Raw genomic sequence first — 21,837 nt, forward strand, 5'->3', positions numbered from 1 at the left:
TTTTAGGCTGCTCATAAAGTTTATTTATTATTTTCTAATAAGCTTTATGAGTATTTTCTTATATGGATGTTTATTGATTTTCACTTAATAAATAAGCCCGTGGAGTTTGCTTTTTATATTTTAATAAAAAAAGGAAAATAACGAATTAGTGGGATTAAGATCTCATTATGTGCGACTCTACATCTTAAATAACAATGAATTAGCATTGGTTTAATAAGTTTATTCTATTTAAGTTTATTCTATTTAAGTTTATCCTGTTTTTGTTATCGCTTATTTAAATGGTTTATTTGAAAATAAAACAGGAAGAAATAATTAATAATTTTTCGTTGTTTATTTATTTTATTGTAATTGTTAAATAATAAAGGCAGGTGCTGCCTGCCTTTATGGGGGAGATATTTGAAGGCGGTATTTATTCACATGGTGGTGCCATATGAATAATAGCGAGACCACCCAGTGATGTTTCTCGGTATTTTTTATTCATATCTTTACCGGTTTGATACATAGTCTCAATGACCTTATCTAAAGAAATAAGGCATTTACTGGTTCGTTTGAGTGCCATTCGGGATGCATTGATGGCTTTGACGGCACCCATGGCGTTTCGTTCTATACACGGTACCTGCACCAATCCGCCGATTGGGTCACAGGTCATACCCAGTGAGTGCTCCATGGCGATTTCCGCAGCGATGCACATCTGCTCGTTACTGCCGCCACGCAGTGCTGTCAGGCCCGCGGCCGCCATGGAGGAAGACACGCCAACTTCGCCCTGACAACCGACTTCAGCTCCGGAAATCGATGCATTAGTTTTGTACAGGATCCCGATGGCTCCAGCGACGGCCAAAAAATCTTTCAATTGTTTGGTATCAAGTGTTTTGATAAAGCGGTGGTAGTACATTAAAACCGCAGGTATAACGCCCGCGGCTCCATTTGTCGGTGACGTGACCACTTGACCGCCCGCTGCATTTTCTTCGCTAACGGCAAAGGCAAACAGGTTAATCCAGTCCATGATTTCCATCGGGTCATTTTCGATAGCGGCGTTCGCTTCAAGCTTTTTGAGCAGGTTGGGGGCCCGGCGTGTTACGTTCAGTCCTCCTTCCAGAATACCTTCGGTTTCAAAGCCACGTTCCATACAGCGGCTCATGACCCGCCAAATCTGCTCCGCCTTCTGGTCAATGGTATCCATGTCTTGAAACGCCAATTCGTTGCGCAGCACCATGCCGCCGAGGCTCAGCCCGTTTTGTTCAGCCAGCTCCAGCATTTCTTCGGCGCTACTAAACGGGTACTCCACGCTGACGCTCTCTTCTTTACTGCCGTGTTCAAGTTCATCGGCGGTGGCGATGAAACCGCCGCCAATCGAGTAATAGGTTTCGAAACCAACCTGATTACCGTGCTGGTCAAATGCTGTAATCGTCATACCGTTTTCATGCAACGGCAGGTTGTCACGATGGAACAGAATGTCACTGTCGTAGTTGAAGGTGATGATTTTGTCGCCGGACAACGCGAGTTTGCCGTCATCAATGGCGGTGCGCATCGCTTCATTGGCACTGGTAATTTTAATGGTGTCCGGACGGTTACCCAGCAGACCGAGAATGACGGCACGATCCGTATGATGACCTTTGCCAGTCAGAGATAATGAACCGTAAAGATCGACTTGAATACGCTCAACGAGCCGGAGTTGAGGCTCTATCAGGCGGGTAAACTGATAACCTGCGATCATAGGCCCATTGGTGTGAGAACTGGAAGGGCCGACGCCAATTTTGAAAATATCGAATATTGACAGCATATAATTTTTACCTACTACGACAGTGCTAAGGGCAACCACAGCGATACAACAGTACTGAGCATCAGGTGGGTTGTGCGAATAAGTGCTTCTGGTTATTTATAAATTTTAGTTGTTGGTCAGGCTTTTTGCTCTCTGGTGGTCTGACAGACTTCTTATGGTGTGTCATTGACCTTCGCCTGCTTTCCTACAGAGAACATTTAGTCAACTGGCCGTTTATTGAGCAAGGCTAAACCACGTTAGCACAACGACAGAGGTGCAAATACCGACGAAGTTTGAGGTTACTTAAAAAATGCTTGAGCGATCATTGTTTCTGCGGGGGAGGGATGGCTCAGACGAGCTGAGCCATAATGATAAGCCGATGGCTTCAGGCACGAGTGCGTTTTTTCATCCACCAGCCAATCGTCACACTGATAATGCCGATGGCGAGCGTGATCAAAGGGGCCAACATCAGTAGCATCGTCACGGGTTTGGATAACGATTCTGGCAGGAATTTAAGGCTGTATCCCAGCAAGACCAGAATGGCAATCCATAATGCTGAACTGATGGCGGCGAGATGGATAATACGGTAACCGTTTTGTTCCCGTAGCCCCATGACCAGAGGCACTAAGGAACGCACAACCGGCAGAAAGCGTGCCAGAAAGAGTGCCACCAAGCCGTACTTACCCAGCAATCGGTCGGTAGTGGTGAGATGTTGCTCGGGAACGTGTGTGAGCCACTGTCTTACACGCGGCCAGTATTGCAGTTGACGCCCCTGATAATACGCCAGCAAACTGCCCAGCCAGGCGGCGACCGTCAGCACCGCAATGATGGTGTACAAGTCGATGACGCCGAGTGCGGCAAGGCTGCCACTGAGTATAATGACACTGTCGCAAGGCAGAGGAGCCGCGGGTAGAAAAGCGCTCTCTAACCAGATGATTACCCCGATACACACGTATAAAGAAAGCATGCTAGTTTGCGTCAGCGCGTCGATGTTTTGATGCCACAAGGCATCCACAATATTGATTACAGAATGAAACATAGGCTTACCTGAAATTGAAATGGGAACAAATAGCGAGGTAAAGCGGTTGTCAGGCCTGTAAGTAGCGGTATTGCAGGTGCAGGAATCGATAGCGTTTATGCCAGTGTCGGTCTCGGCATACGACCTGGCGCAACACGACAGAGATCAGAGTCGCGAGCAGTAAAATCACGCAAGCCAGATTGGTCAGATCGCTGAGTAAATCACTGTCGGCTGAGAGCGTATTCTTATCCGGTGCTTTGCCATAGTGGCGTGAATTGGCAGCAGGAAGAATCGCTTGTTGGAGATAAAACGCTTCGTTTAACCAGTGAGAGGAATGGTGTTGTTCGGTCAGTGACTCTGGGGTGAACCTTGCTTCGCCACGCTCATTTTTTAGGTGTGGCAAGGCAGATGTCATCAGCGACATCAACATCACCACCAATAAAAACGGGCCTGCGCGAAACAGTTTACAACGAATCATACTTCACAACTCACTCCGGTCTGGCCCGAGTATGTGGCGGGAATCGAGAAAAAGCAACGCAAAACTCGGTTGGGTTGTCATGCTCTGCAATAATGGGACAAATCGGCCTTTACATTGGAATGGGTATGATAGACCGCTTAGTGATCGTGTTGGGTAAACGCTTGGTCGGCAATCAGTTAACGCCTGAAGGCGAAGCGAGAATCTGTGCCGCGTTTGAAGCGCTGAGTCATTACGATGTGAATCGTACGGTGTTGGCAATATGCGGCGGCTACAGCGATAGTCAAACACAATCTGAATCGGCGGCGATGAAAACGCGGTTTGAGTCTTTGTGCCTGGAAACAGGATGGGATTTCCCGCCCGCTCAGGTTGTGATCGAGCAGCGCTCAACCAATACGATTGAGAACATGACCTGCATGGCACAAACGCTGCTTTCATCTGGCGTGGTCAATGCCAGTCAAACGATAGCGGTTACCTTGGTGTCTACTGATTACCATCTGAAACGGATTTTGATGGTCGAAAAGCAGATGCCCGAGCAGGGGTTACTGCGTCTTTTGATTGAGCGTTGCGCGCAGCATGGCTTGCATTTGGACATCAGCCTCAGTCAGGCCCAACACGTGGCTGCGCCTTATCCGTATGCAGGCGAGCGCGGGCAGCTATTTGCACTGGTTGATCAGTTAACACTTTATCGTGTGTTTCTGGAAGGTTACCAGAATCGCTGCTTTCGTGACAATGTCACAAATCGGCATCAGGCCGTATTTTATCAGACGCGAGATACGTTGCAGAGTGTCAGTGATCGCTTGAATGATGCGCAAGCACCAGCACTGGTGAGTGTGGCTGGGCTGCTAGGCGAAATGATGATGCTGACTAAACCGCCGCTCAGACCAGAATTAGTCAGCGATGCGTTGATGGTGTTTGATCATAATTTGACGCTGTTGAATCGCTGGTGTGACCCAGAGCAAGGCCATGTTGGGCGCTGGTGGGGAGCTCGCTGAGGTCAAATCGAAAAAGGACACCCTGATGGTGTCCTTTTCTCATTCTTGCCAGGTGATCGATTACTGAGCGTCTTGCATCGATGTATTGTCGGCTTTTTTCTGATGTTCGCGGTAGTATTCCCACTGTTCAGTGCGGTCATTTTCAGAGAAAACACAGTAGGTGACGCGTTGGTCGTTCTCGGTGACGGTTTCCAGTTTGCCATCTTGTTGAACACAGTACACCGAAGCCGGGTTAGCGATAGAGGTATACTCTTTTACGTCGTATTTATCAGGTTCATTCGAACAACCTGCCAGCAGTGCAGCGGCTGCCCCTAGCCCCACCAATAGATAGGATTTCTTCATTTTGTACTCCAAGGTAACTGAAAGATTGGCCTTGCCAGTATAGACAACCTTATGAAAAACATTGTCTTAAGTGTGTCAAAAACGCCGAAGAGGTCTAAGAATTCGCCGACATATACCAGTGGCACGGCGCCAAAATTCCTTCAGTCGCAATTTCACGACAGCTGTTATGGTGAAAAAAAGTCGCTAACTCCCAGTCTGTACTAAAGTTTTATGAACAGAGACGGAGTGCCGCAATGATCAGGGTCGACCATAAGAAACGTTTTTCTTTTCCGTTGCACATACACATATCGACGCTGTTTGTGGTGTTGATTCTCTGTATGAGCCTGACGCAAATCTGGCTCACTAACCGCAGTATGGAAAGCGTGCTGCTTGAGGCAAATAAAAAAATCTTTTCTCGGATTGCCAGCGAAACACACGGCACACTGAAAGCTCAGTATGATCCTGCCTTGTCCGCCATCAGTGCGTTCCGACAAGGTAACTTAGCCAGTGCCAGCTCTTTTAACCAACGGATTGAATACGTGTATGAAATTGGCAGCTTGTTACTGGAGTACCCTCACATCACCTCTTACACAGTCAGTTATCCAAATGGTGACTTTTTTGTGGTGAGCCACCTGAGCACACCGCAATACAAAGAGGACATGAAGGCACCAGCACATGCTCGTTTCGTTGCCGCCAGCTCCAGCGTGTATTCCAACCGCTTTGTTATGGCGTTTTATGACACGGATTTTCATGAACTGTACCGGACGACTGAACCCTCCGACAACTTTGATCCCCGCACGCGGGACTGGTTCAAGCAATCTGTAGTTGAGGAAGCGCGCATCTCAGATCCGTATTTCTTCTATCGACTGCAAAAGGTGGGGCTGACCATCCACCGTAAAGCCGCAAATGGCACCGTGTTTGCAGCCGATGTACTGTTGCAGAATCTCTCCGACTCGCTGCGAGAAACCTTAGTAGAAAAGTCTTCGGTCAGGGTGCTGTTTGATGATCACCAACAGGTTTATGCCTTTAGTGACCCGAGCTATTTTGACGTTCAGAACCGCAGTCTCAACAATCGCCGCATTTATCTCAGTGATCTCAACTCCCCGATGATCACCAGCGCGGTACAACAGCAATCTAAAACCAACGCTCTGGGTGAGTTTGAATACAATGGGGAGCAGTGGTTCGGCGCGCTGGCGGATGTGGAGTTTTACCCAGGTAAAACATTACATTTGCTGATGGCGGCAAAATCGGATGAGCTGCTGCACCAGGCACAAGTGATTCGACGCAATACCGTGTATTTGTCGGTTGCTCTGATTTTAATTGTGATTCCGTTGGCGTATTTGATTTCGCAGATGATAGCAAAGCCGATTCGCCAGGAAACGAATCGGGCACGCGCGATCGAACGGCTCGATTTTTCGACAGAAAATGGCATTTACTCGCGCGTCAGAGAGATTTATCAGTTGCGTTCATCATTACAAAGTATGCAGGCGACACTGCAACGCTTTGTGATGCTGACCAGCCGGATTGCGCATGAAGCGGACACTGACAAACTGCTGCATATGGTGTGTGACGAAGTGAGTGATGCGATCGAAGCCAAAGGCGTCTTTCTGTATCTGCTGGATTCCGAACATCATCTGCTGAAGCCCCGGCATGTTTGGTGGGAGGAGGCAGACCCTTTGGAGCTGAGTGCATTCGAAAAGAAAAACATGCCTACTCAACGCGCCAGTCATTTTGTCCGCGATGTTTTTATTGCCAAGCAACGCACGGTACTGGACGGTAACAAGGTGCGAGGTATGCCGTCGTCGGTGCTTAAATCCGGTGAGCAGGGCGATTACGTCTTTTATCCTTTGCTGGACCGACAACGTCAGGTCATCGGCACTTTTGGGGTATTGTACAAAGGAGAGCAGCGACAGCAGTATTTGGAGCGCTATACCCACTATATCGAAATGTTGATCAGTTATTTATCGGTGACACTTGATACGCGCAAGTTACTCAAAGATCAGAAGGCGTTACTGGACTCAACCATCAAGTTGATGGCGAGTGCGATGGACACCAAATCCCCATATACTGGCAACCACTGTCAACGTGTCCCGGTGTTAACTGAATGGTTGAGTAAGGCGGCGCATGATTCCGATCGTGAGCCATTCAAAGCATTTTCGATGAGCCCCAACCAATTCGAAGAGTTACACATCGCGGCGTGGTTACACGACTGTGGCAAGATCACTACGCCAGAGCATGTGGTCGACAAAGCCACCAAACTGGAGACTATCTACAACCGGATTCATGAAATACGTACCCGGTTTGAGGTGCTTAAGCGCGATGTGGAACTGGAAGTATGCAGACGATTTCTACCGCCGGTACTGCCTAATGAAGCGATGCAAGAAATGGAGCAAAGAATGGGTGAACTGGACGAGGAGTTTGCCTTTATCGCGGACCTCAATCAGGGCGAGCAGTTTGTCATGGACGAAGATGTTGAGCGGCTTAAGCGCATCGGACAACGAAAATGGTTGCGGACCATGGATAAGTCACTCGGATTGTCATGGGAAGAGAGCGACAGGCTGGTCCAATCCACAGTGAAAACCCCAGACTTTGAACACTTGCTGGAAGACAAACCAGAACACCTGATTGCGTGGAAAGGCGATCGGACTCGTGACGCACGCTTTAACCTCCAGCCAACGCAATATCAGGCGAATCAGGGCGAGTTGTATAATTTGTCGGTCAAGCGCGGGACGTTGAATGAAGAAGAGCGCTTTATCATTAATGATCACATTGTACAGACCATTGTGATGTTGGAGTCATTGCCGTTTCCGAGTCACATGCGCCGGATCCCGCAAATCGCGGGTGGGCATCATGAGAAGATGAACGGGCAGGGGTATCCACTGGGGCTAAAAGCGAGCGAGATGCCACTGACTGCACGGGCTATGGCGATAGCCGATATTTTTGAGGCGCTGACCAGTACAGATAGGCCTTATAAAAAAGCCAAGACCTTATCGGAATCGCTGCAAATCATGACGCGCATGGTGGCCGATGAGCACATCGACCCGGATTTATTTCGTTTGTTTATTGAGTCAGGGGTATACATGCAATACGCGCGGGCATTTTTAAAGCCCGAGCAGATTGATGACGTTGATGAAGCTCAGTACTTATCGTACTGAGCGGGGCCGTTGGACTAGACTGGCATAACGCGATTTCGGCCGAGGTGTTTGGCCTCGTACAACTGCTGATCTGCCCGGTCGACCAGAGACAAAGCGCTTTCACCCGCTTCCAGCTCAGCGACACCAAACGACGCGGTGATATTGCCGACCGGATCGCCAGTACGTTTATTCTTGATTGACAGCTTTTCAATGGCCCGGCGCAGTGTTTCGGCGAACTGGCGTGTGATTCGCAGTGATTTGTTCGGCACAATCACGGCAAACTCTTCACCGCCATAACGATAGGCGGTAATGCCTTCACGGCAGGAGAGTTGCAAGCGACGAGCGAGACTCTTAATGATGGTATCGCCAAATAAGTGGCCATAGGTATCGTTAAAGCCTTTGAAATGGTCGATATCGAGCAGGATCAGACTCAGATTCTGGTTGGCCGCGCACAGCGTTTCCAGATCTTCATCAAACGCACGGCGGTTGTAAAGGCTGGACAGGCTATCGAATAGCGCGTCCTGCTGTACCTCAGCCAATTGCTCTTTGAGGCGACGGATCTCGCCACTGGCCGTGTTGAGCTGGCTGTTAAGAAAACGAGTGGAATGACGAATTTCACGTGATTCGGTCACCAAATCACGTACTAATCCCATCACGTCTTCAATGGACATGTTTCCGTTATGCGCTGCTTCGAGCTGATCAATTTTCTTATCAATCATCGTGGAAAATGCAGACGTATCATCCAGCGTGTCTGACATGGTGCTGGAGACTTCGTGCACCAGCACTTCGATATTCGAACGCAGATCCGAAATACTGGTCTCGGCTTTGGTGGCTACATAGTTGTTGTACAGCATTTTGTTGGTTGCTGGCGGGCAAATACCCAGCTTGTCCAATACGTTATCCATTTCCACTGTCAACTGTGGAATCGCATTGTCAACATAGGTATACCAAAGCGCATAATTTGCAGGAGTCGCTGCGACATGATTTTTCATCATCAGCGGCACTGCTTTCCGTAGGTTAGCAGTGGATTTTTTAAACTCGTCGTTGGCCATCTGTCGTTATTGTCAGGCAATCCTTTATTAGAACGCGTAGGTTACCCTAAAAATTGGCTATTTTCTTTAGTATTAGTAGGGTTTTTGAGAGGAATTAGACATTTATTTGATGTCTGATATTCCGGTGACTTTCGATCTCTGACGTTATCATTAATTTGTTGCAGTTAAACATGATCAAAACCAAAAAAAATGCGTAATCATTAGAAAAAGTTACTCATATTTATCATGGCAAAAACAGGCATTTATTGAATCGCAATTGATTGATTACGATGTGGCCTCAAACTGGGGAAATTGGCAATATCTAGCAGGAGTGGGCGCCGACCCAAGAGGGCATCGTCATTTTGATTTGGAGAAGTAGACTCAGATGTATGACCCGAAACAGCGATTTATTCAACGTTGGAAGACTGTCACCGGTATTGACGGGCGAGATGTGGCTGACTGGCCGCGGGAATACCCGGGGAATTCGCAATGAAATTTCGGCGTGTGCGATTCATTCTCGGCGAGCAACTCAATCACCAACATTCCTGGTTCGAGCAGGTTGACACGCAGACATTATACGTCATCGCGGAACTGCACCAGGAGCAGAATTATGTCCTGCATCATGTTCAGAAGCAGTGTGCGTTCTTGGCGGCCATGCGTCAGTTTGCCAATGCGCTGACAGAGGCCGGTCATGAGGTGCACTACCTCGATTTGGACCAGACTGCACGCTACCGGGCTCTGACAGAGCTGTTGGCTGACGTCTGTCAGCAGGCTGGGGCCGAACTGTTGCAGTATCAGCGGCCGGATGAGTACAGGTTGTTGACTCAGTTGGCCGATTTTTCGCCGCCCAAAGTGGTTGTCGACTGTGTGGACAGCGAGCACTTCCTGTTGAATTTTGATGAGATTGACCAGCAGTTTCCGTGTGGAAAGCACGTACTGATGGAGCATTTCTATCGCCGCATGAGAACCCGATTTGATTTGTTGATGGATGAACAAGGCAAACCGCTGGGTGGGAAGTGGAATTTTGATGCAGAGAATCGTAATAAACTTAAGACCAGCGACCTTGAGTCATTGCCTCAACCTTTGCAGTTTGCCAATGACGTCAGTGAAATCTTGGAGCGACTACAGCGTCATCAGATCGCCAACTTTGGCCGGGCCGAGGTGGCTTTGTTGTGGCCGGTTAGCCGGGCTCAGGCGCTCACACAGTTGGCGCATTTTTGCCAGGTCTGCCTGCCAAACTTCGGGCGATTTCAGGATGCGATGACGTGCCAGCATCCGAGCCAGTGGAGTTTGTACCACAGTCGCCTGTCATTCGCACTGAATTGCAAGCTGCTCTCGCCGCTCGAAGTGGTTGAGGCAGCGATTGATACCTTCCATCATGCCAAAGGCGCTATCAGCCTGGCTCAGGTTGAAGGCTTCGTTCGACAGATCGTGGGCTGGCGGGAATACGTACGCGGTATTTACTGGGCAAATATGCCGAGTTATGCGAAGCGCAATCTTCTGAATGCCGGCCGACCGTTGCCAGAGTACTTCTGGAACGCACAAACACACATGAACTGCGTCCATCATGCGGTGTCGCAGTCGCTTAACTATGCGTATGCCCATCATATACAGCGCCTGATGGTGACCGGGAACTTTGCCATGCTCGCCGAACTCAATCCGGATCAGGTGGATGCATGGTATTTGGGCATTTATGTCGATGCTCTGGAGTGGGTAGAAATGCCCAACACTCGCGGGATGGCGTTGTTTGCCGATGGCGGCATCATTGCGACAAAACCGTATGCGGCCAGCGGCTCTTACATTAATCGGATGAGCGACTATTGCTCATCGTGTCGCTATCGAGTGAAAGAGCGCAGTGGTGATCTCGCTTGCCCGCTAAACAGTCTGTATTGGCGATTTATGGTCAAGCATCGCGACCAACTGGCAAATAACCCGAGGATCGGCATGATCTACCGCAATTGGGACAAACTTACGGCGGAGGCTCAGGATGCTATTCTTGCTACTGCAGAGAAGAATCTACAACGACTTGAGAGTTTGTAAGGTGTAAGGGGAACAGTGCTACATGGAGATTCTGATTGTTGGCGGAAATGGCGGGATTGGCCGAGCGCTGGTGAAGGAGGCATTATCACGATTTTCTGGTGCGAATGTGCATGCCACTTATCGCCGTGAATGCCCGGAAATGGTGGCCGCTAATCTTATCTGGCATCGGATGGACGTGGAAAATGAATCTTCGATCGAGCAGGTGGCTTTATCCATGACCCGTTTGGATTGGATCATCAATACCGTCGGGCTGCTGCATTGTGATGGTCAGATGCCGGAGAAGAACAGTCAGTCCGTTGAAGCGGGTTTCTTTATGCATAATATGATGGTCAATGCGCTGCCGACCTTGCTACTGGCTAAACATTTTCGTCCTCTGCTCAAAGGCAGCCGTCAGCCACTGCTCGCAGCGCTGTCCGCCAGAGTAGGCAGTATTTCAGACAATCGGTTAGGTGGTTGGTACAGTTATCGAGCTTCGAAAGCGGCCTTGAATATGATCATTAAAACACTGGCTTTGGAATGGTCAAGAACCCTGCCTGCCAGCGTGGTGGTGACGTTGCATCCTGGAACCACAGATACGCCGTTGTCGGCGCCATTTCAAAGTAAGGTTGCACCTGATAAGTTGTTTACACCCGAACGGGTGGCCCGCGATTTGTTGACTGTGCTCAGCTCTTTGAAGGCGACAGATAGCGGGCGATTTCTGGCCTACGATGGGAGCGAGTTACCCTGGTAAATGAGTAAGGCCGCATGAGCGGCCTTGAATTTAGTGCTTGTCGGCAGATTTCTGGCGAGTACGACGACAACGTTCAGAGCAGTACTTGACGTCTTGCCAGCAGTGTTGCCACTTTCGGCGCCAGTAAAACGGTCGTTGGCATACCGGACAAATCTTACTGTTCAGATGACATTTTACGTGTGCCATATGGTTGTCCTGACTCAAGATTACGGATGAATACTTGGTCAGTCATACGTGCTTCGGCCGCCTGACAGATCACGCCGCGTGTTCGCTTTGGTAATTCCCAAGTAGCGCGTTGTAGAAGTCGCTGTCGTCCAGTACCCCCACCAGTTGCTGATTTTCAACCAGTAGGATTGGGTGGCCGCTGCGATGCTTGAGTTCAATCGCGTCTCGCATATCAATGTCTGGTGTTGCGGCCAGCAGCATGTCTGAATTGATGTCGTCCAGGCTCATGCTGTCGTCCCAGTGCACAAGCGTCAGGTCGCTATCGCTGTGGACATTAAATGCCGAGTTATCCGACTCCACCCAAGTTTCACTGCTCTGACAAACCTTCCAGCGGTTGCCCTGCTGTTCCAGTGCTGTGACTGGTTGCATCAGAGAGCGGCCCTTTAGCACGTTGAGCGGGTTGGTGTGGGCAACGAAGTCTTTTACATACTCAGTTTTAGGAGTCAGAACGATCTCTTCCGGTTTGCCATGTTGAATCAGACGGCCGGACTCCATAATTGCGATGTTGTTGCCGATTTTCAGCGCTTCATCCAGGTCGTGGCTGACGAACAGAATGGTTTTGTTCAGCTTGCTTTGCAGCGCCAACAGCTCATCTTGGAGCTGCGCTCGGATAAGTGGATCCAACGCGGAAAACGGCTCATCCATCAGCAAGATATCGGTGTCCATCGCAAAGGCACGTGCCAGACCGACACGTTGCTGCATACCACCGGACAATTCGTGAGGGAACTTGTCTTCCCATTCCGCCAGGCCGACCATTTCCAACTGTGTGCGAGCGCGCTCACGGCGCTCGGCTTTACTGACGCCCTGCATTTCCAGGCCAAATGCAACGTTGTCGAGTACGCTCAGCCATGGCATCAAAGCAAATTTCTGAAAAACCATCGAGACACGGTGGGTGCGCAGTTGACGCAGAGTTGCTTCGTCACACTGTGCTAAGTCAACCTGATTGTCTCCGTCTTTCACTTTAAGCGCACCACGGCTGATGGCATTGAGCCCGTTTACTGCTCTCAGCAGGCTGGATTTACCTGAGCCGGACAAGCCCATTAACACGCAAATTTCGCCTTCTTTGACGGACATGCTGACGTTGTCGACACCGACGACCTGACCGGTCTGATCGATGATTTCCTGGCGGCTTAAACCTGAGTCCAGCAGCGTCAGTGCTTTTTGCGGAGCGTCGCCAAACACGACGTCCAGTTGTTCAATTGTAATCGCGTCCATGGGTTAGGCCTCTTTGTTATTCTGATTCGGAGTTTTACACAGGCGGTCGAGAATGATGGCAACCAACACAATCGCTAAGCCCGCTTCGAAACCCTGAGAAATGTTCACGGTGTTCAGGGCTCGGATTACGGGTTTGCCCAGCCCGTCAGCCCCTACCAGAGCAGCGATTACTACCATAGATAGCGACAACATAATGCATTGAGTAATACCGGCCATAATGCTTGGGAGCGCCGCAGGCAATTCCACTTTAAACAGCAATTTCATTCGGCTGGCTCCGAAGGCTTTGCCCGCTTCCACCAGTTCTTCCGGTACACGTGTCATTCCCAGATAGGTGAGTCGGATAGGGGCGGCGATGGCGAATATGATCGTTGAAATCAAGCCCGGTACGATGCCTAAGCCGAACAAAACCAGTGTCGGGATCAGATAGACAAAGGTCGGTACGGTCTGCATCAGGTCCAGAATTGGCCGTAACAGGGTGTATAACCAGGGTCGATGGGATGCCATGATCCCAAGAGGTACGCCAATTAATACGGAAATCGTTGTCGCTGCAAACACCAGGACAAAGGTTTCCAGCATTTCTTGCCAGTAGCCCAGATTGAGTATCAACAGTAGTGCGGCGACAACAAAAACGACCAGAGATACTTTGCGATGCAGATACCACGCCAGCGCTGCCGTGATAGCGATGGGCAGTGCAGGGGGCATCCATTTAAATACGTCGACTAGGAATAAAATCACAGTCTCTAAGAAATACGAAATCGCATCAAACAGGCCGGAAGCGTTCATGGTTAGCCAGTCAACACCGGTCTCCATCCATTGGCCTAGGGGAATTTTGTGGTCAGTTATTATATTCACGGTATTACCTTTTGGACGGTGGATTTGCATCCACCGTCTCCTGTATGTCTTATGCGTTGTCCAGATACGTTGTTACGGCTTGAGTCGCCTCTTTGCCGTCGAGCGTCTTCACGCCTTTAAGCCAGGTTTGTACCTGTTCTGGGTGTTTCTTCAGCCATGCACGTGCCGCTTTGGCTGGTTTTTCGTTCTGGTTGAGGATGGCTTCCATCAACTCGTTTTCCATCTCAAGGCTAAACTTGAGATTTTGCAGCAATCCGCCGACGTTTTGGCATTCGGAGGTGTAACCTTTACGCACGTTGGTGTAGACGCTGGCACCACCATAGTTCGGACCGAAGTAGTCGTCACCACCGTCGAGGTATTCCATATCGATGTTGCTGTTCATTGGGTGCGGTGCCCAGCCCAGATAAACAATCCACTGATTGCGGCGTACTGCGCGTGCAACCTGCGAAACCATGCCCGCTTCGCTTGACTCTACCAGGCTGAATGAGTTCAGTTTGAAGGCATCAGAGTCAATCATGGATTGGATCAGGCGGTTGCCGTCGTTGCCAGGTTCGATGCCGTAGATGCGGCTTTTGAATTTGTCGGAATTTTTGGCGATGTCGGCGAAGCTTTTCACGCCAGCGTCGTACACGTATTTTGGCACGGCCAGTGTGTACTTGGCGCCTTCAAGGTTAGCGCGCAGTGTTTCTACCGTGCCTGCGTCGCGATACTTGGCAATGTCGCCTTCCATGGTTGGCATCCAGTTGCCAAGGAAGACATCAATATCACCGTTGGCCATTGAAGAGTAGGTGACCGGAACCGACAGCAGGTCGATCTTGGTTTTGTAGCCCATGCCCTTCAGCAGTTCGGTGGTGACGGCGGTGGTCGCGGTAATGTCCGTCCAACCAACGTCAGCAAAACGCACGGTTTCACATTGGTTGGCGTAGGCACCAAAGGCCGTCATCGAACACAGTCCGAAGGTGAGCAGAGTTTTTTTCGTCGTAGACATGATTTTTCCTTGTAATGATTACTGACTTTAAAGTGCTAAAAATTAAGAGATGTCTTCCAGCTCTCTTACTGGCGGATGGAGTCTTTGCTTGTCCTGCCAGTCAGGTGCAATCCATACGGGCACGTTGGATGGCGCCAATTCGGGTTTACCTAAAATGAAATCAGCTGCGCGCTCGGCCACCATGATGGTAGGCGCATTCAGGTTGCCGTTTGGAATGGTCGGGAAGACAGAAGAATCGACCACTCTCAGGTTGTTGATCCCGCGGACCCGACAGTGCTCATCCAGCACAGCCATTGGATCGTTGTCGCTGCCCATTTTGCAGGTGCATGACGGGTGATATGCGCTTTCCACGTTCTCTTTCACCCACTGGTCGATCGCTTGGTCTGATGTCACTTCAACGCTTGGCTGAATTTCCGTGCCCCGGTATGCATCCATCGCCGGTTGTGACAAGATTTCACGGGTCAAGCGTATGCAGTCCCGCCAGTCTTGCTTATCCTGCTCGGTGGAAATGTAGTTAAACAGGATCTCCGGTTTAACGTGCGGATCACTTGAGGTAATGGCTACGTGACCGCGGCTTTCCGGTTTGTTCGGACCGACGTGAACCTGGAAGCCGTGTCCATCGAATGCTGCCTGGCCGTCATAACGCATTGCGGCAGGCAGAAAGTGGTATTGAATGTTTGGCCATTTCAGACCTTTGCGTGAGCGGATAAAGGCACAAGACTCAAAGTGGTTAGTGGCACCCAGCCCTTTGCGAGTCAGAATCCACTCTGTACCGATCAACCCTTTACTGACCAAACCCAGCTTGCTATTAAGCGTGATCGGCTGCTTACACTCATACTGAAAATACACTTCTAAGTGATCCTGAAGGTTTTGACCCACGCCTGGCAGATCATGCTCAACAGGGACACCTGCATTCTCCAGTACAGTCTTCGGGCCGATGCCTGACAACTGAAGCAGTTGCGGTGAACCGACCGAACCGGCACTGGAGATCACTTCACGTGCGGCGAAAGCTTTCATCACTTTGCCGGACTTTTCGAATTCAATGCCATACGCAGTGCGGTTCTCCATCAAGATTTTCCGTGCCACAATGCCTTTCATCAGCGTCAGGTTCGGGCGTTTCAACGCACGGCGCAGATAGGCATTTGATGTGGAGGCACGAACACCGTTTTTGACCGTCATGTGCATCGGCCCAAAACCTTCCTGCTGGTAGGCGTTGTAATCGTTGGTGTCCGGGTAGCCCGCTTGCTGACCCGCATCAATAAATGCCTGATACAGGGGGTTTAACTGCATGTCATTGCCGTTGCAGGTGCCAAGTGGCCCATCGCCACCTCGGTATTCGTTTTCTCCGCCAATCCAGGTTTCCGCGCGGCGGAAGTAGGGCAGACAAGCCTGATAGTTCCAGCCAGTGGCGCCATGGGTTTCCCATTCGTCGAAATCGCAGGCATGACCACGCACATACACCATGCCGTTGATGGATGAGCTGCCACCCAGCACTTTACCCCGTGGACAGTGCAGGCGGCGTCCGTCCAACCCCGGCTCAGGTAGCGACTCGAACTGCCAGGCATACTTTTCCGTATTCATTGGATACGACAGTGCAGTAGGCATCTGGATAAAGATGCTGCGATCTGTGCCGCCGGCTTCCAGCAGCAGGACGCTATGCTCGCCGGATTCGCTGAGACGATCAGCCAAGACACAGCCGGCCGAGCCCGCGCCGACGATAATATAATCGTAGCGTAGTTGCATAGTTGTTGTTCTCCGGAGGTTTAAGCGTAAGGGCTGGCGAAGTCGCCGAGCTCTATCAGCACGCTTTTCGTCTGGGTATAGTGGAGTAGGGTTTCCGGCCCGTTTTCTCGGCCGACGCCTGAGTGTTTGTAACCGCCGACCGGCATCTCTGCTGGAGAATCACCCCAGGTGTTGACCCAACAGATACCCGCCTGAAGCTGGTGGATAACACGGTGAGCGCGTGACAGGTTTTGAGTGAACACGCCTGCGGCAAGGCCATAATCGGTATCGTTCGCACGGCGAATTACTTCGTCTTCATCGCGGAACGTCAACACCGACATCACCGGACCAAAAATTTCGTTTTGCACGTGAGGCATGTCATCGTTGCAGTCCGTAAACACTGTCGGTGCGACAAAGTTACCGTTTTCCAGGCCGTGACCTGTGACGCGGTAGCCACCGGTCAACAGCGTCGCGCCGCTGGCTTTCGCGGCTTCAATAGCGCCGAGTACTTTTTCAAGATGCTCGGTCGAGATCAGCGCGCCAATTTGGGTTTGCATGTCCATAGGATTACCGACAATCAGCTTCTCGGTACGGCTTTTCAATTGCTCGATGAAACGGCCATACAGGCTTTCGTGAACAAAAACGCGCGTACCATTGGTACACACTTCACCCTGAGTGTAGAAGTTAGCCACCATAGCCGCAGAAACAGCATGATCCAGGTTGGCATCGTCAAAGATGATCATTGGCGATTTTCCGCCCAGCTCCATCGTCACGGATTTGAGCGTTTTTGCGCTGTCAGACATGACGGTTTTACCCGTACCGGATTCACCCGTGAACGACACTTTTGCAATCAAAGGGTGGGCAGTCAGCATCTGACCGACACGGTAGTCGCCCTGAACTACGTTAAAAACGCCGTCCGGCATGCCGGCTTCAGTGAAGATCTCTGCCAGTTTCAATGCGGTCAGTGGGGTTTCTTCTGACGGTTTAAAAATCATGGAGTTACCGGCGGCCAGAGCAGGGGCGGATTTCCACATCGCGATTTGAATCGGGTAGTTCCACGCGCCGATACCGGCACAGATGCCAAGTGGTTCGCGACGGGTGTAGAAGAACTGGTTTTCACTCAGCGGTTGTTGTTCGCCTTGCATAGCAGGTGCCAGACCAGCGAAGTATTCAATGACATCGGCACCCGTCACGATGTCCACTTCGGTGGCTTCCTGCAGAGGCTTACCTGTATCGAGTACTTCCAGCTTTGCCAGTTCGTCATTTCGTGCTCTAAGGATTTCGACAGCTTTGAGCAAAATGCGGCTGCGCTCTACTGGTGTCATGGCAGACCAAACTTGAAATCCACGCTGCGCTGATTCGATCGCTGCTTCCACGTCGGATGCCGACGCTTGACCGATTTCTGCGATGGCTTCGCCGTTGGCTGGGTTGTAGCTGATAAAGCATTCGCCTGAGGTCGCTTCAGTGTGCTGACCGCTGATGTATTGTGATTTCTTTTCCATATGCATGCTGACTTAATTTATTTTGATTTAATGATGGAGTTGTCATAACTCTCGTCTGGCGACCGGAGACTCAATCAGTAAGCCTGGCCGGCGTAAAACGTGAGTTGTTTGTCCAGATAATCGTTGATGATGGTTCGGGCTTTATCTGCGTTAATACCGTCGGGGTTGAGCGCCCCGCGTAGCCAGATACCATCAATCAGTGATGCAATGCCGTGCGCAACCATCTCTGCGGTATCACCCGGCAACAACGCTTTTAATTCAATTCGTAAGTGAGAAAGCAGGCGTTTCTCGTTCACTCGCTGCAGGCGCTTTAATTCCGGGTCATGCATCGAGTAGGACCAGAATGCAAGCCAGGTTTTTGCGACTTTATTTTCTGCCTGATAACCGACGAAGTTGCCGTCGATAATGGCATTGATACGTTGTAGATGCGCTTCTTTGGGCAGAACTCTTAACCGAGAGGTTACCGTTTCAGACAACTGGCGCAGAATGGCGCGCATGGTCTCTTCCAGAAGGCCATGTTTGCCGCCGAAGTAATGATTGATAATACCAGTCGACACACCGGCCTCCTTGCTGATCAGGGAGATGCTGGCATTGTGTAGACCGACACGTTCAATCACGGTCATGGTGGCATTCACCAGTTGTGGTTTTCGGATGTCTGGCATACCGACTTTTGGCATTGTCAGGTCCTTTTTATTTTTAATTGAACGATCGATTAAATATAAAATGCCTCAATTATCATTAGAGTTCAAATGATAATTTGAATCGATAACCATGCTGGTGTTGAGTGGATAGGATGTTAAGTTGTTTTATAACAATGACTTGGTGTGTGATTTGATGATTTGTTTAGAGGTGTAAAAATTTGATCTGTGTTGACATGGTAAGCAGAATCTTTCGTGTTTTAACGAAATCAGGCTCCGTGATTGGAGCCTGTGAAAAGGGGGGGATCAGTGTTGGGTAGCTTGGTTATTTTCGCGCTTTGGGTGGCGAAGTGCCATGATGGCCTGAGGCAATAAAGACATGACAATCATGCCGATCATCAGGCTGTACTGGAACGGGCTGAACGATTCGTTCATCAATAACAGGCCAGTGACGATGCCGGCAATCGGGTTCGCAATGCCGCCAAAGGTGAAATCCACCACTGACATACGCTGTAACAGCCAAACGTACATGCCGTAGCCGAGCGCGGTATTGAGACCAATAACCCACATCAGGCCGCCCAAATTACGCAGCGAGAAGTGTTCAACGACGTTCGCGTATTGCTGTGGTGCCATGATTGCGTGCACACCAGATGCGATGCTCAGAATGATTCCTCCAAGGATCAGCTGCCAGGTGAGCACTGTCCACCAATGCATGCGATTGCCCAGAGATTTGGTGATGCTACTGCCAATCACAATACACATAATGGCAGCAAACATCGCGCCTAAACCAATGGGGTTGAGTGAGATGGAGCCGGGATCAAACAAGAACCACGCGAGAACGATCAGCACTGCACCGCAACTTGCTTGAATACCGTTTGGACGGCGTTTGCTGACCACCCAATGATACAGCATGGCAAAAACCGGGACGGACACCATTCCAACACCTGAGATGGCCGAAGGCAGAGTCAGCGCCATAACAAATATCAAGCCGAAGAAAGTGGCAATATTGATCAGGCCAAGCACAAACAGAATCTGCCAGTCTTGTTTTTTAGGCAGGGAGGGCCGAACCAGCAGCAACAGCAATCCAGCGGGTAACGCACGGAGCGCACCCAGCAACAGTGGCGGCCAATCGGGCAGAGTGAACTGCGTTACCGCATACGTCGTTCCCCAGAAAAACGCGGGGATCATTGCGAGTAGTATATTCATTTAAATATATCTTTATATCGAGATAATTTTGTGGTGAATGTAGCGCTAAAAGTTCTGTTTGTAAAGTATCTTTATGTTAAGATATTCACCGCTACAATAAATCACAGGCGGAGAATATTTGATGGACGCAATTGATCGTTTGGTGGATCAGTGGGCAAGAGAGAAACCAGAAATGGACACCGAACCGATGGCCATTATGGGGCGATTAATGCGCATAGCCAAGTACATGGAAGGTCAGGTTGCTGATCTGCATAAGCAGTATGATTTGAAACTTGGTGAGTTTGATGTGCTGGCCACTCTGCGCCGTAGTGGGGAACCTTATCGGCTTACTCCCTCAGAATTGATTGATTCGATGATGCTGACTTCAGGTGCAATGACAAATCGTCTTGATAAGCTGGAAACAAAAGGTTTGATTGCTCGTGAACACAGTAAAGAAGACCGCCGTAGCGTCACTGTTCAGTTGACACCTGACGGTTTCACACTTATTGACAGCATCATTCATGAACACCTTGACGTGCAGCACCGGTTGGTAAAAAGTCTTACTGCCAGCCAGAAAAAGCAAGTCAACCAAATCCTTAAAGTGTGGCTGGCTCAGTTCGAATAAATGTCAGGAGAGCACATGAAAATCAGTCAGTTGGAACTGCAGCTTAATCAGTATATGGGCGCTGAAGGTTCATATCCGTTCGGTCCAGAAGCGTTAGTATTCAAAGTTCGCGGCAAAGTATTCGCCATCCTGGCTGAACGGGAAGGAAAAGAGTACGTCACGCTGAAAGCAAAGCCGGAAGATGGCGAGGTGCTGACTTCCCAATTCAGTGATATAACGCCGGGTTACCACATGAACAAGCGTCATTGGATTACGGTCTATTTTAATGGGGATGTCGAGGACGGTATGGTCGCAGATTTGTGTGAACGCTCATACCAGCTTGTCGGCAGTTCGCTCAACAAAGCGCAGCGAGAAGCTCTGGGTTTGGTACCCAGAGCTTAGGGACATTACGCAGTGGCACGATTGCTTTCAAGTGTCGCTGCGCCTCTCAGCATGGCTTCAATCAATTCGCCAGCATTGAATTTCTCCAATGCTTCGTGCGCCCCGACCTGATGAGCTCGGTCAAGGCAGATTTCGCTGGAAAGGGATGTATGCAGAATAATATAAGCCTGGCTTAGCGACTTGTCGTTCTGAGTTTCAAATGCGAGTTCGTACCCATCCAGCCCCGGCATTTCAATATCACTCACCAATAAATCTATCGCTTCACCCTGTGCGGCGGCATCACGCATCAACTCAATCGCGTCCATCCCATTCTTACAGATCCGATAAGGGATATTGATGCTGTCGAGTGCATCGGACAATTGCTTACGTGCGATGGAAGAGTCGTCTACTAGCAGAATATTGAGTGCTTTCAGGCGCTCGCGCTCAATGTCTGTCAGCATCGGGATTTTGGCCGACTCGTACTGCGGGTAAATCTTAGACAGCAACAGTTCAACGTCCAGCATCTGCACGATTTTGTCTTCATAACGGGTAATGCCCGTGACAAATATGTTGTGCCCGGCACTGGTGGGGGCCGCTTCAATGGTGCGCCAGTTGCACTCAATAATCTTCTCTATCGAGCGGACCATAAACGCCACTACGGTTCTCAGGCAGTCGGTCACGATAAGGTAGCAATTTTTATACTCTTCCGGTTGAATAGCGCGAAAGCCTATCGCTGCGGCCATATCAATGACCGGAACCGTTAGATTGCGAATCGTTACCGTACCAACAACCAGATGATGAGAATAGGGGATCTGAGTCGTTGGCATATAAGGCACAATTTCCCGAACTTTGAGGGTGCCAATAGCAAACAGCTGTTTTTGCATGTTGAGTGTGAACATCAACATGCCTTGAGACTGGTTTGCTTTACTGATTGTTTTTGCCATAACGGTTCTCAAAACTGATACTTATGAATCATGTTACCCGAAACCTGGTCAGGTTGAAATCGGCCTGCAAGCAATAAC

Annotated in this window: 20 protein-coding genes and 1 pseudogene; 7 read left to right on the forward strand and 14 right to left on the reverse strand. The window is 49.9% G+C overall.

Annotated elements, in window-relative coordinates; genetic code table 11:
• Nucleotides 1-409 precede the first annotated feature (409 nt).
• The 3 genes from VPR01S_RS09280 to VPR01S_RS09290 all read right to left on the reverse strand — a co-directional run bounded on the left by VPR01S_RS09280 (nt 410) and on the right by VPR01S_RS09290 (nt 3,255).
• Nucleotides 410-1,780 carry an L-serine ammonia-lyase gene (locus tag VPR01S_RS09280; protein ID WP_021705061.1) on the reverse strand — a complete coding sequence of 457 codons (1,371 nt, stop codon included), beginning with the start codon at nt 1,778-1,780 and terminating at the stop codon, nt 410-412.
• A gap of 364 nt (nt 1,781-2,144) precedes the next feature.
• Nucleotides 2,145-2,798, reverse strand: coding sequence for a DedA family protein (locus VPR01S_RS09285; protein WP_021705062.1), 654 nt, complete (start codon nt 2,796-2,798; stop codon nt 2,145-2,147).
• Nucleotides 2,799-2,847: 49 nt separating this feature from the next.
• Nucleotides 2,848-3,255 (reverse strand): hypothetical protein, encoded by a 408-nt coding sequence (locus VPR01S_RS09290; RefSeq protein WP_021705063.1) that lies wholly within the window; start codon nt 3,253-3,255, stop codon nt 2,848-2,850.
• A 125-nt stretch (nt 3,256-3,380) separates the two neighbouring features.
• Between VPR01S_RS09290 and VPR01S_RS09295 the strand changes: the two genes are divergently transcribed.
• Entirely contained in the window at nt 3,381-4,247 is an 867-nt protein-coding gene (locus VPR01S_RS09295; protein ID WP_021705064.1) for a YdcF family protein, read from the forward strand.
• A gap of 60 nt (nt 4,248-4,307) precedes the next feature.
• On the opposite strand, the gene VPR01S_RS09300 is transcribed toward VPR01S_RS09295, so the two are convergent.
• The gene (locus VPR01S_RS09300; RefSeq protein WP_021705065.1) at nt 4,308-4,589 is read right to left on the reverse strand and encodes a putative hemolysin; all 282 of its coding nucleotides are present in this window, start codon (nt 4,587-4,589) and stop codon (nt 4,308-4,310) included.
• Between the two features lie 233 nt (nt 4,590-4,822).
• Between VPR01S_RS09300 and VPR01S_RS09305 the strand changes: the two genes are divergently transcribed.
• Nucleotides 4,823-7,723 (forward strand): HD domain-containing phosphohydrolase, encoded by a 2,901-nt coding sequence (locus VPR01S_RS09305; RefSeq protein ID WP_021705066.1) that lies wholly within the window; start codon nt 4,823-4,825, stop codon nt 7,721-7,723.
• Between the two features lie 14 nt (nt 7,724-7,737).
• On the opposite strand, the gene VPR01S_RS09310 is transcribed toward VPR01S_RS09305, so the two are convergent.
• Complete coding sequence (locus VPR01S_RS09310) at nt 7,738-8,754, reverse strand: GGDEF domain-containing protein (protein ID WP_021705067.1); 1,017 nt, start codon at nt 8,752-8,754, stop codon at nt 7,738-7,740.
• 220 nt (nt 8,755-8,974) lie between these two features.
• On the opposite strand from VPR01S_RS09310, the pseudogene VPR01S_RS23235 reads away from it, so the two are divergent.
• The 3 genes and pseudogenes from VPR01S_RS23235 to VPR01S_RS09320 all read left to right on the forward strand — a co-directional run.
• Nucleotides 8,975-9,226, forward strand: a pseudogene (locus VPR01S_RS23235) (FAD-binding domain-containing protein); the annotation flags it as partial.
• Nucleotides 9,223-10,773 (forward strand): cryptochrome/photolyase family protein, encoded by a 1,551-nt coding sequence (locus VPR01S_RS09315; protein ID WP_021705068.1) that lies wholly within the window; start codon nt 9,223-9,225, stop codon nt 10,771-10,773. The pseudogene VPR01S_RS23235 and the gene VPR01S_RS09315, both read left to right, overlap by 4 nt.
• Before the next feature lie 22 nt (nt 10,774-10,795).
• Nucleotides 10,796-11,503, forward strand: a complete 708-nt coding sequence (locus VPR01S_RS09320) for an SDR family oxidoreductase (RefSeq protein WP_021705069.1) — start codon at nt 10,796-10,798, stop codon at nt 11,501-11,503.
• A 30-nt stretch (nt 11,504-11,533) separates the two neighbouring features.
• On the opposite strand, the gene VPR01S_RS22220 is transcribed toward VPR01S_RS09320, so the two are convergent.
• The 8 genes from VPR01S_RS22220 to VPR01S_RS09355 form a co-directional block, all read right to left on the reverse strand.
• Nucleotides 11,534-11,689: a DUF2256 domain-containing protein gene (locus tag VPR01S_RS22220; protein ID WP_081693150.1), complete on the reverse strand. Its 156-nt coding sequence runs from the start codon at nt 11,687-11,689 to the stop codon at nt 11,534-11,536.
• A 69-nt stretch (nt 11,690-11,758) separates the two neighbouring features.
• The gene (gene choV, locus VPR01S_RS09325; RefSeq protein ID WP_021705070.1) at nt 11,759-12,943 is read right to left on the reverse strand and encodes a choline ABC transporter ATP-binding protein; all 1,185 of its coding nucleotides are present in this window, start codon (nt 12,941-12,943) and stop codon (nt 11,759-11,761) included.
• A gap of 3 nt (nt 12,944-12,946) precedes the next feature.
• Nucleotides 12,947-13,795: a choline ABC transporter permease subunit gene (choW, locus tag VPR01S_RS09330; protein ID WP_040902519.1), complete on the reverse strand. Its 849-nt coding sequence runs from the start codon at nt 13,793-13,795 to the stop codon at nt 12,947-12,949.
• A 49-nt stretch (nt 13,796-13,844) separates the two neighbouring features.
• Complete coding sequence (locus VPR01S_RS09335) at nt 13,845-14,783, reverse strand: choline ABC transporter substrate-binding protein (protein WP_021705072.1); 939 nt, start codon at nt 14,781-14,783, stop codon at nt 13,845-13,847.
• A gap of 42 nt (nt 14,784-14,825) precedes the next feature.
• Complete coding sequence (gene betA / locus VPR01S_RS09340; protein WP_021705073.1) at nt 14,826-16,526, reverse strand: choline dehydrogenase; 1,701 nt, start codon at nt 16,524-16,526, stop codon at nt 14,826-14,828.
• A gap of 20 nt (nt 16,527-16,546) precedes the next feature.
• Nucleotides 16,547-18,007: a betaine-aldehyde dehydrogenase gene (gene betB, locus VPR01S_RS09345; protein ID WP_040902502.1), complete on the reverse strand. Its 1,461-nt coding sequence runs from the start codon at nt 18,005-18,007 to the stop codon at nt 16,547-16,549.
• A gap of 74 nt (nt 18,008-18,081) precedes the next feature.
• A complete protein-coding gene (gene betI, locus VPR01S_RS09350; protein ID WP_021705075.1) occupies nt 18,082-18,684 on the reverse strand; it encodes a transcriptional regulator BetI in 603 nt (200 codons plus the stop codon).
• 267 nt (nt 18,685-18,951) lie between these two features.
• Entirely contained in the window at nt 18,952-19,851 is a 900-nt protein-coding gene (locus VPR01S_RS09355) for a DMT family transporter (protein WP_021705076.1), read from the reverse strand.
• 121 nt (nt 19,852-19,972) lie between these two features.
• Here VPR01S_RS09355 and VPR01S_RS09360 point away from each other — a divergent pair, with 121 nt between their 5' ends.
• Entirely contained in the window at nt 19,973-20,455 is a 483-nt protein-coding gene (locus VPR01S_RS09360) for a MarR family winged helix-turn-helix transcriptional regulator (RefSeq protein ID WP_021705077.1), read from the forward strand.
• A 15-nt stretch (nt 20,456-20,470) separates the two neighbouring features.
• Nucleotides 20,471-20,836 carry an MmcQ/YjbR family DNA-binding protein gene (locus VPR01S_RS09365; protein WP_021705078.1) on the forward strand — a complete coding sequence of 122 codons (366 nt, stop codon included), beginning with the start codon at nt 20,471-20,473 and terminating at the stop codon, nt 20,834-20,836.
• 5 nt (nt 20,837-20,841) lie between these two features.
• Here the strand turns inward: VPR01S_RS09365 and VPR01S_RS09370 are convergent, their stop codons facing one another.
• A complete protein-coding gene (locus VPR01S_RS09370; protein ID WP_021705079.1) occupies nt 20,842-21,759 on the reverse strand; it encodes a chemotaxis protein in 918 nt (305 codons plus the stop codon).
• Nucleotides 21,760-21,837: the final 78 nt, after the last annotated feature.

It is taken from the genome of Vibrio proteolyticus NBRC 13287, assembly GCF_000467125.1.
Taxonomy (GTDB): Bacteria; Pseudomonadota; Gammaproteobacteria; order Enterobacterales; family Vibrionaceae; genus Vibrio; species Vibrio proteolyticus.

Bases quoted from the DNA above. Each gene is read 5' to 3' on its own strand.
- VPR01S_RS09355 (WP_021705076.1), bottom strand. From the start codon at position 19,851: ATGAATATACTACTCGCAATGATCCCCGCGTTTTTCTGGGGAACGACG.
- VPR01S_RS09310 (WP_021705067.1), bottom strand. From the start codon at position 8,754: ATGGCCAACGACGAGTTTAAAAAATCCACTGCTAACCTACGGAAAGCA.
- VPR01S_RS09290 (WP_021705063.1), bottom strand. From the start codon at position 3,255: ATGATTCGTTGTAAACTGTTTCGCGCAGGCCCGTTTTTATTGGTGGTG.
- betI (WP_021705075.1), bottom strand. From the start codon at position 18,684: ATGCCAAAAGTCGGTATGCCAGACATCCGAAAACCACAACTGGTGAAT.
- VPR01S_RS09335 (WP_021705072.1), bottom strand. From the start codon at position 14,783: ATGTCTACGACGAAAAAAACTCTGCTCACCTTCGGACTGTGTTCGATG.
- VPR01S_RS09285 (WP_021705062.1), bottom strand. From the start codon at position 2,798: ATGTTTCATTCTGTAATCAATATTGTGGATGCCTTGTGGCATCAAAAC.
- VPR01S_RS09360 (WP_021705077.1), top strand. From the start codon at position 19,973: ATGGACGCAATTGATCGTTTGGTGGATCAGTGGGCAAGAGAGAAACCA.
- betA (WP_021705073.1), bottom strand. From the start codon at position 16,526: ATGCAACTACGCTACGATTATATTATCGTCGGCGCGGGCTCGGCCGGC.
- VPR01S_RS09315 (WP_021705068.1), top strand. From the start codon at position 9,223: ATGAAATTTCGGCGTGTGCGATTCATTCTCGGCGAGCAACTCAATCAC.
- VPR01S_RS09295 (WP_021705064.1), top strand. From the start codon at position 3,381: ATGATAGACCGCTTAGTGATCGTGTTGGGTAAACGCTTGGTCGGCAAT.
- betB (WP_040902502.1), bottom strand. From the start codon at position 18,007: ATGGAAAAGAAATCACAATACATCAGCGGTCAGCACACTGAAGCGACC.
- VPR01S_RS09370 (WP_021705079.1), bottom strand. From the start codon at position 21,759: ATGGCAAAAACAATCAGTAAAGCAAACCAGTCTCAAGGCATGTTGATG.
- VPR01S_RS09320 (WP_021705069.1), top strand. From the start codon at position 10,796: ATGGAGATTCTGATTGTTGGCGGAAATGGCGGGATTGGCCGAGCGCTG.
- VPR01S_RS09365 (WP_021705078.1), top strand. From the start codon at position 20,471: ATGAAAATCAGTCAGTTGGAACTGCAGCTTAATCAGTATATGGGCGCT.
- VPR01S_RS09305 (WP_021705066.1), top strand. From the start codon at position 4,823: ATGATCAGGGTCGACCATAAGAAACGTTTTTCTTTTCCGTTGCACATA.
- VPR01S_RS09280 (WP_021705061.1), bottom strand. From the start codon at position 1,780: ATGCTGTCAATATTCGATATTTTCAAAATTGGCGTCGGCCCTTCCAGT.
- choV (WP_021705070.1), bottom strand. From the start codon at position 12,943: ATGGACGCGATTACAATTGAACAACTGGACGTCGTGTTTGGCGACGCT.
- VPR01S_RS09300 (WP_021705065.1), bottom strand. From the start codon at position 4,589: ATGAAGAAATCCTATCTATTGGTGGGGCTAGGGGCAGCCGCTGCACTG.
- VPR01S_RS22220 (WP_081693150.1), bottom strand. From the start codon at position 11,689: ATGGCACACGTAAAATGTCATCTGAACAGTAAGATTTGTCCGGTATGC.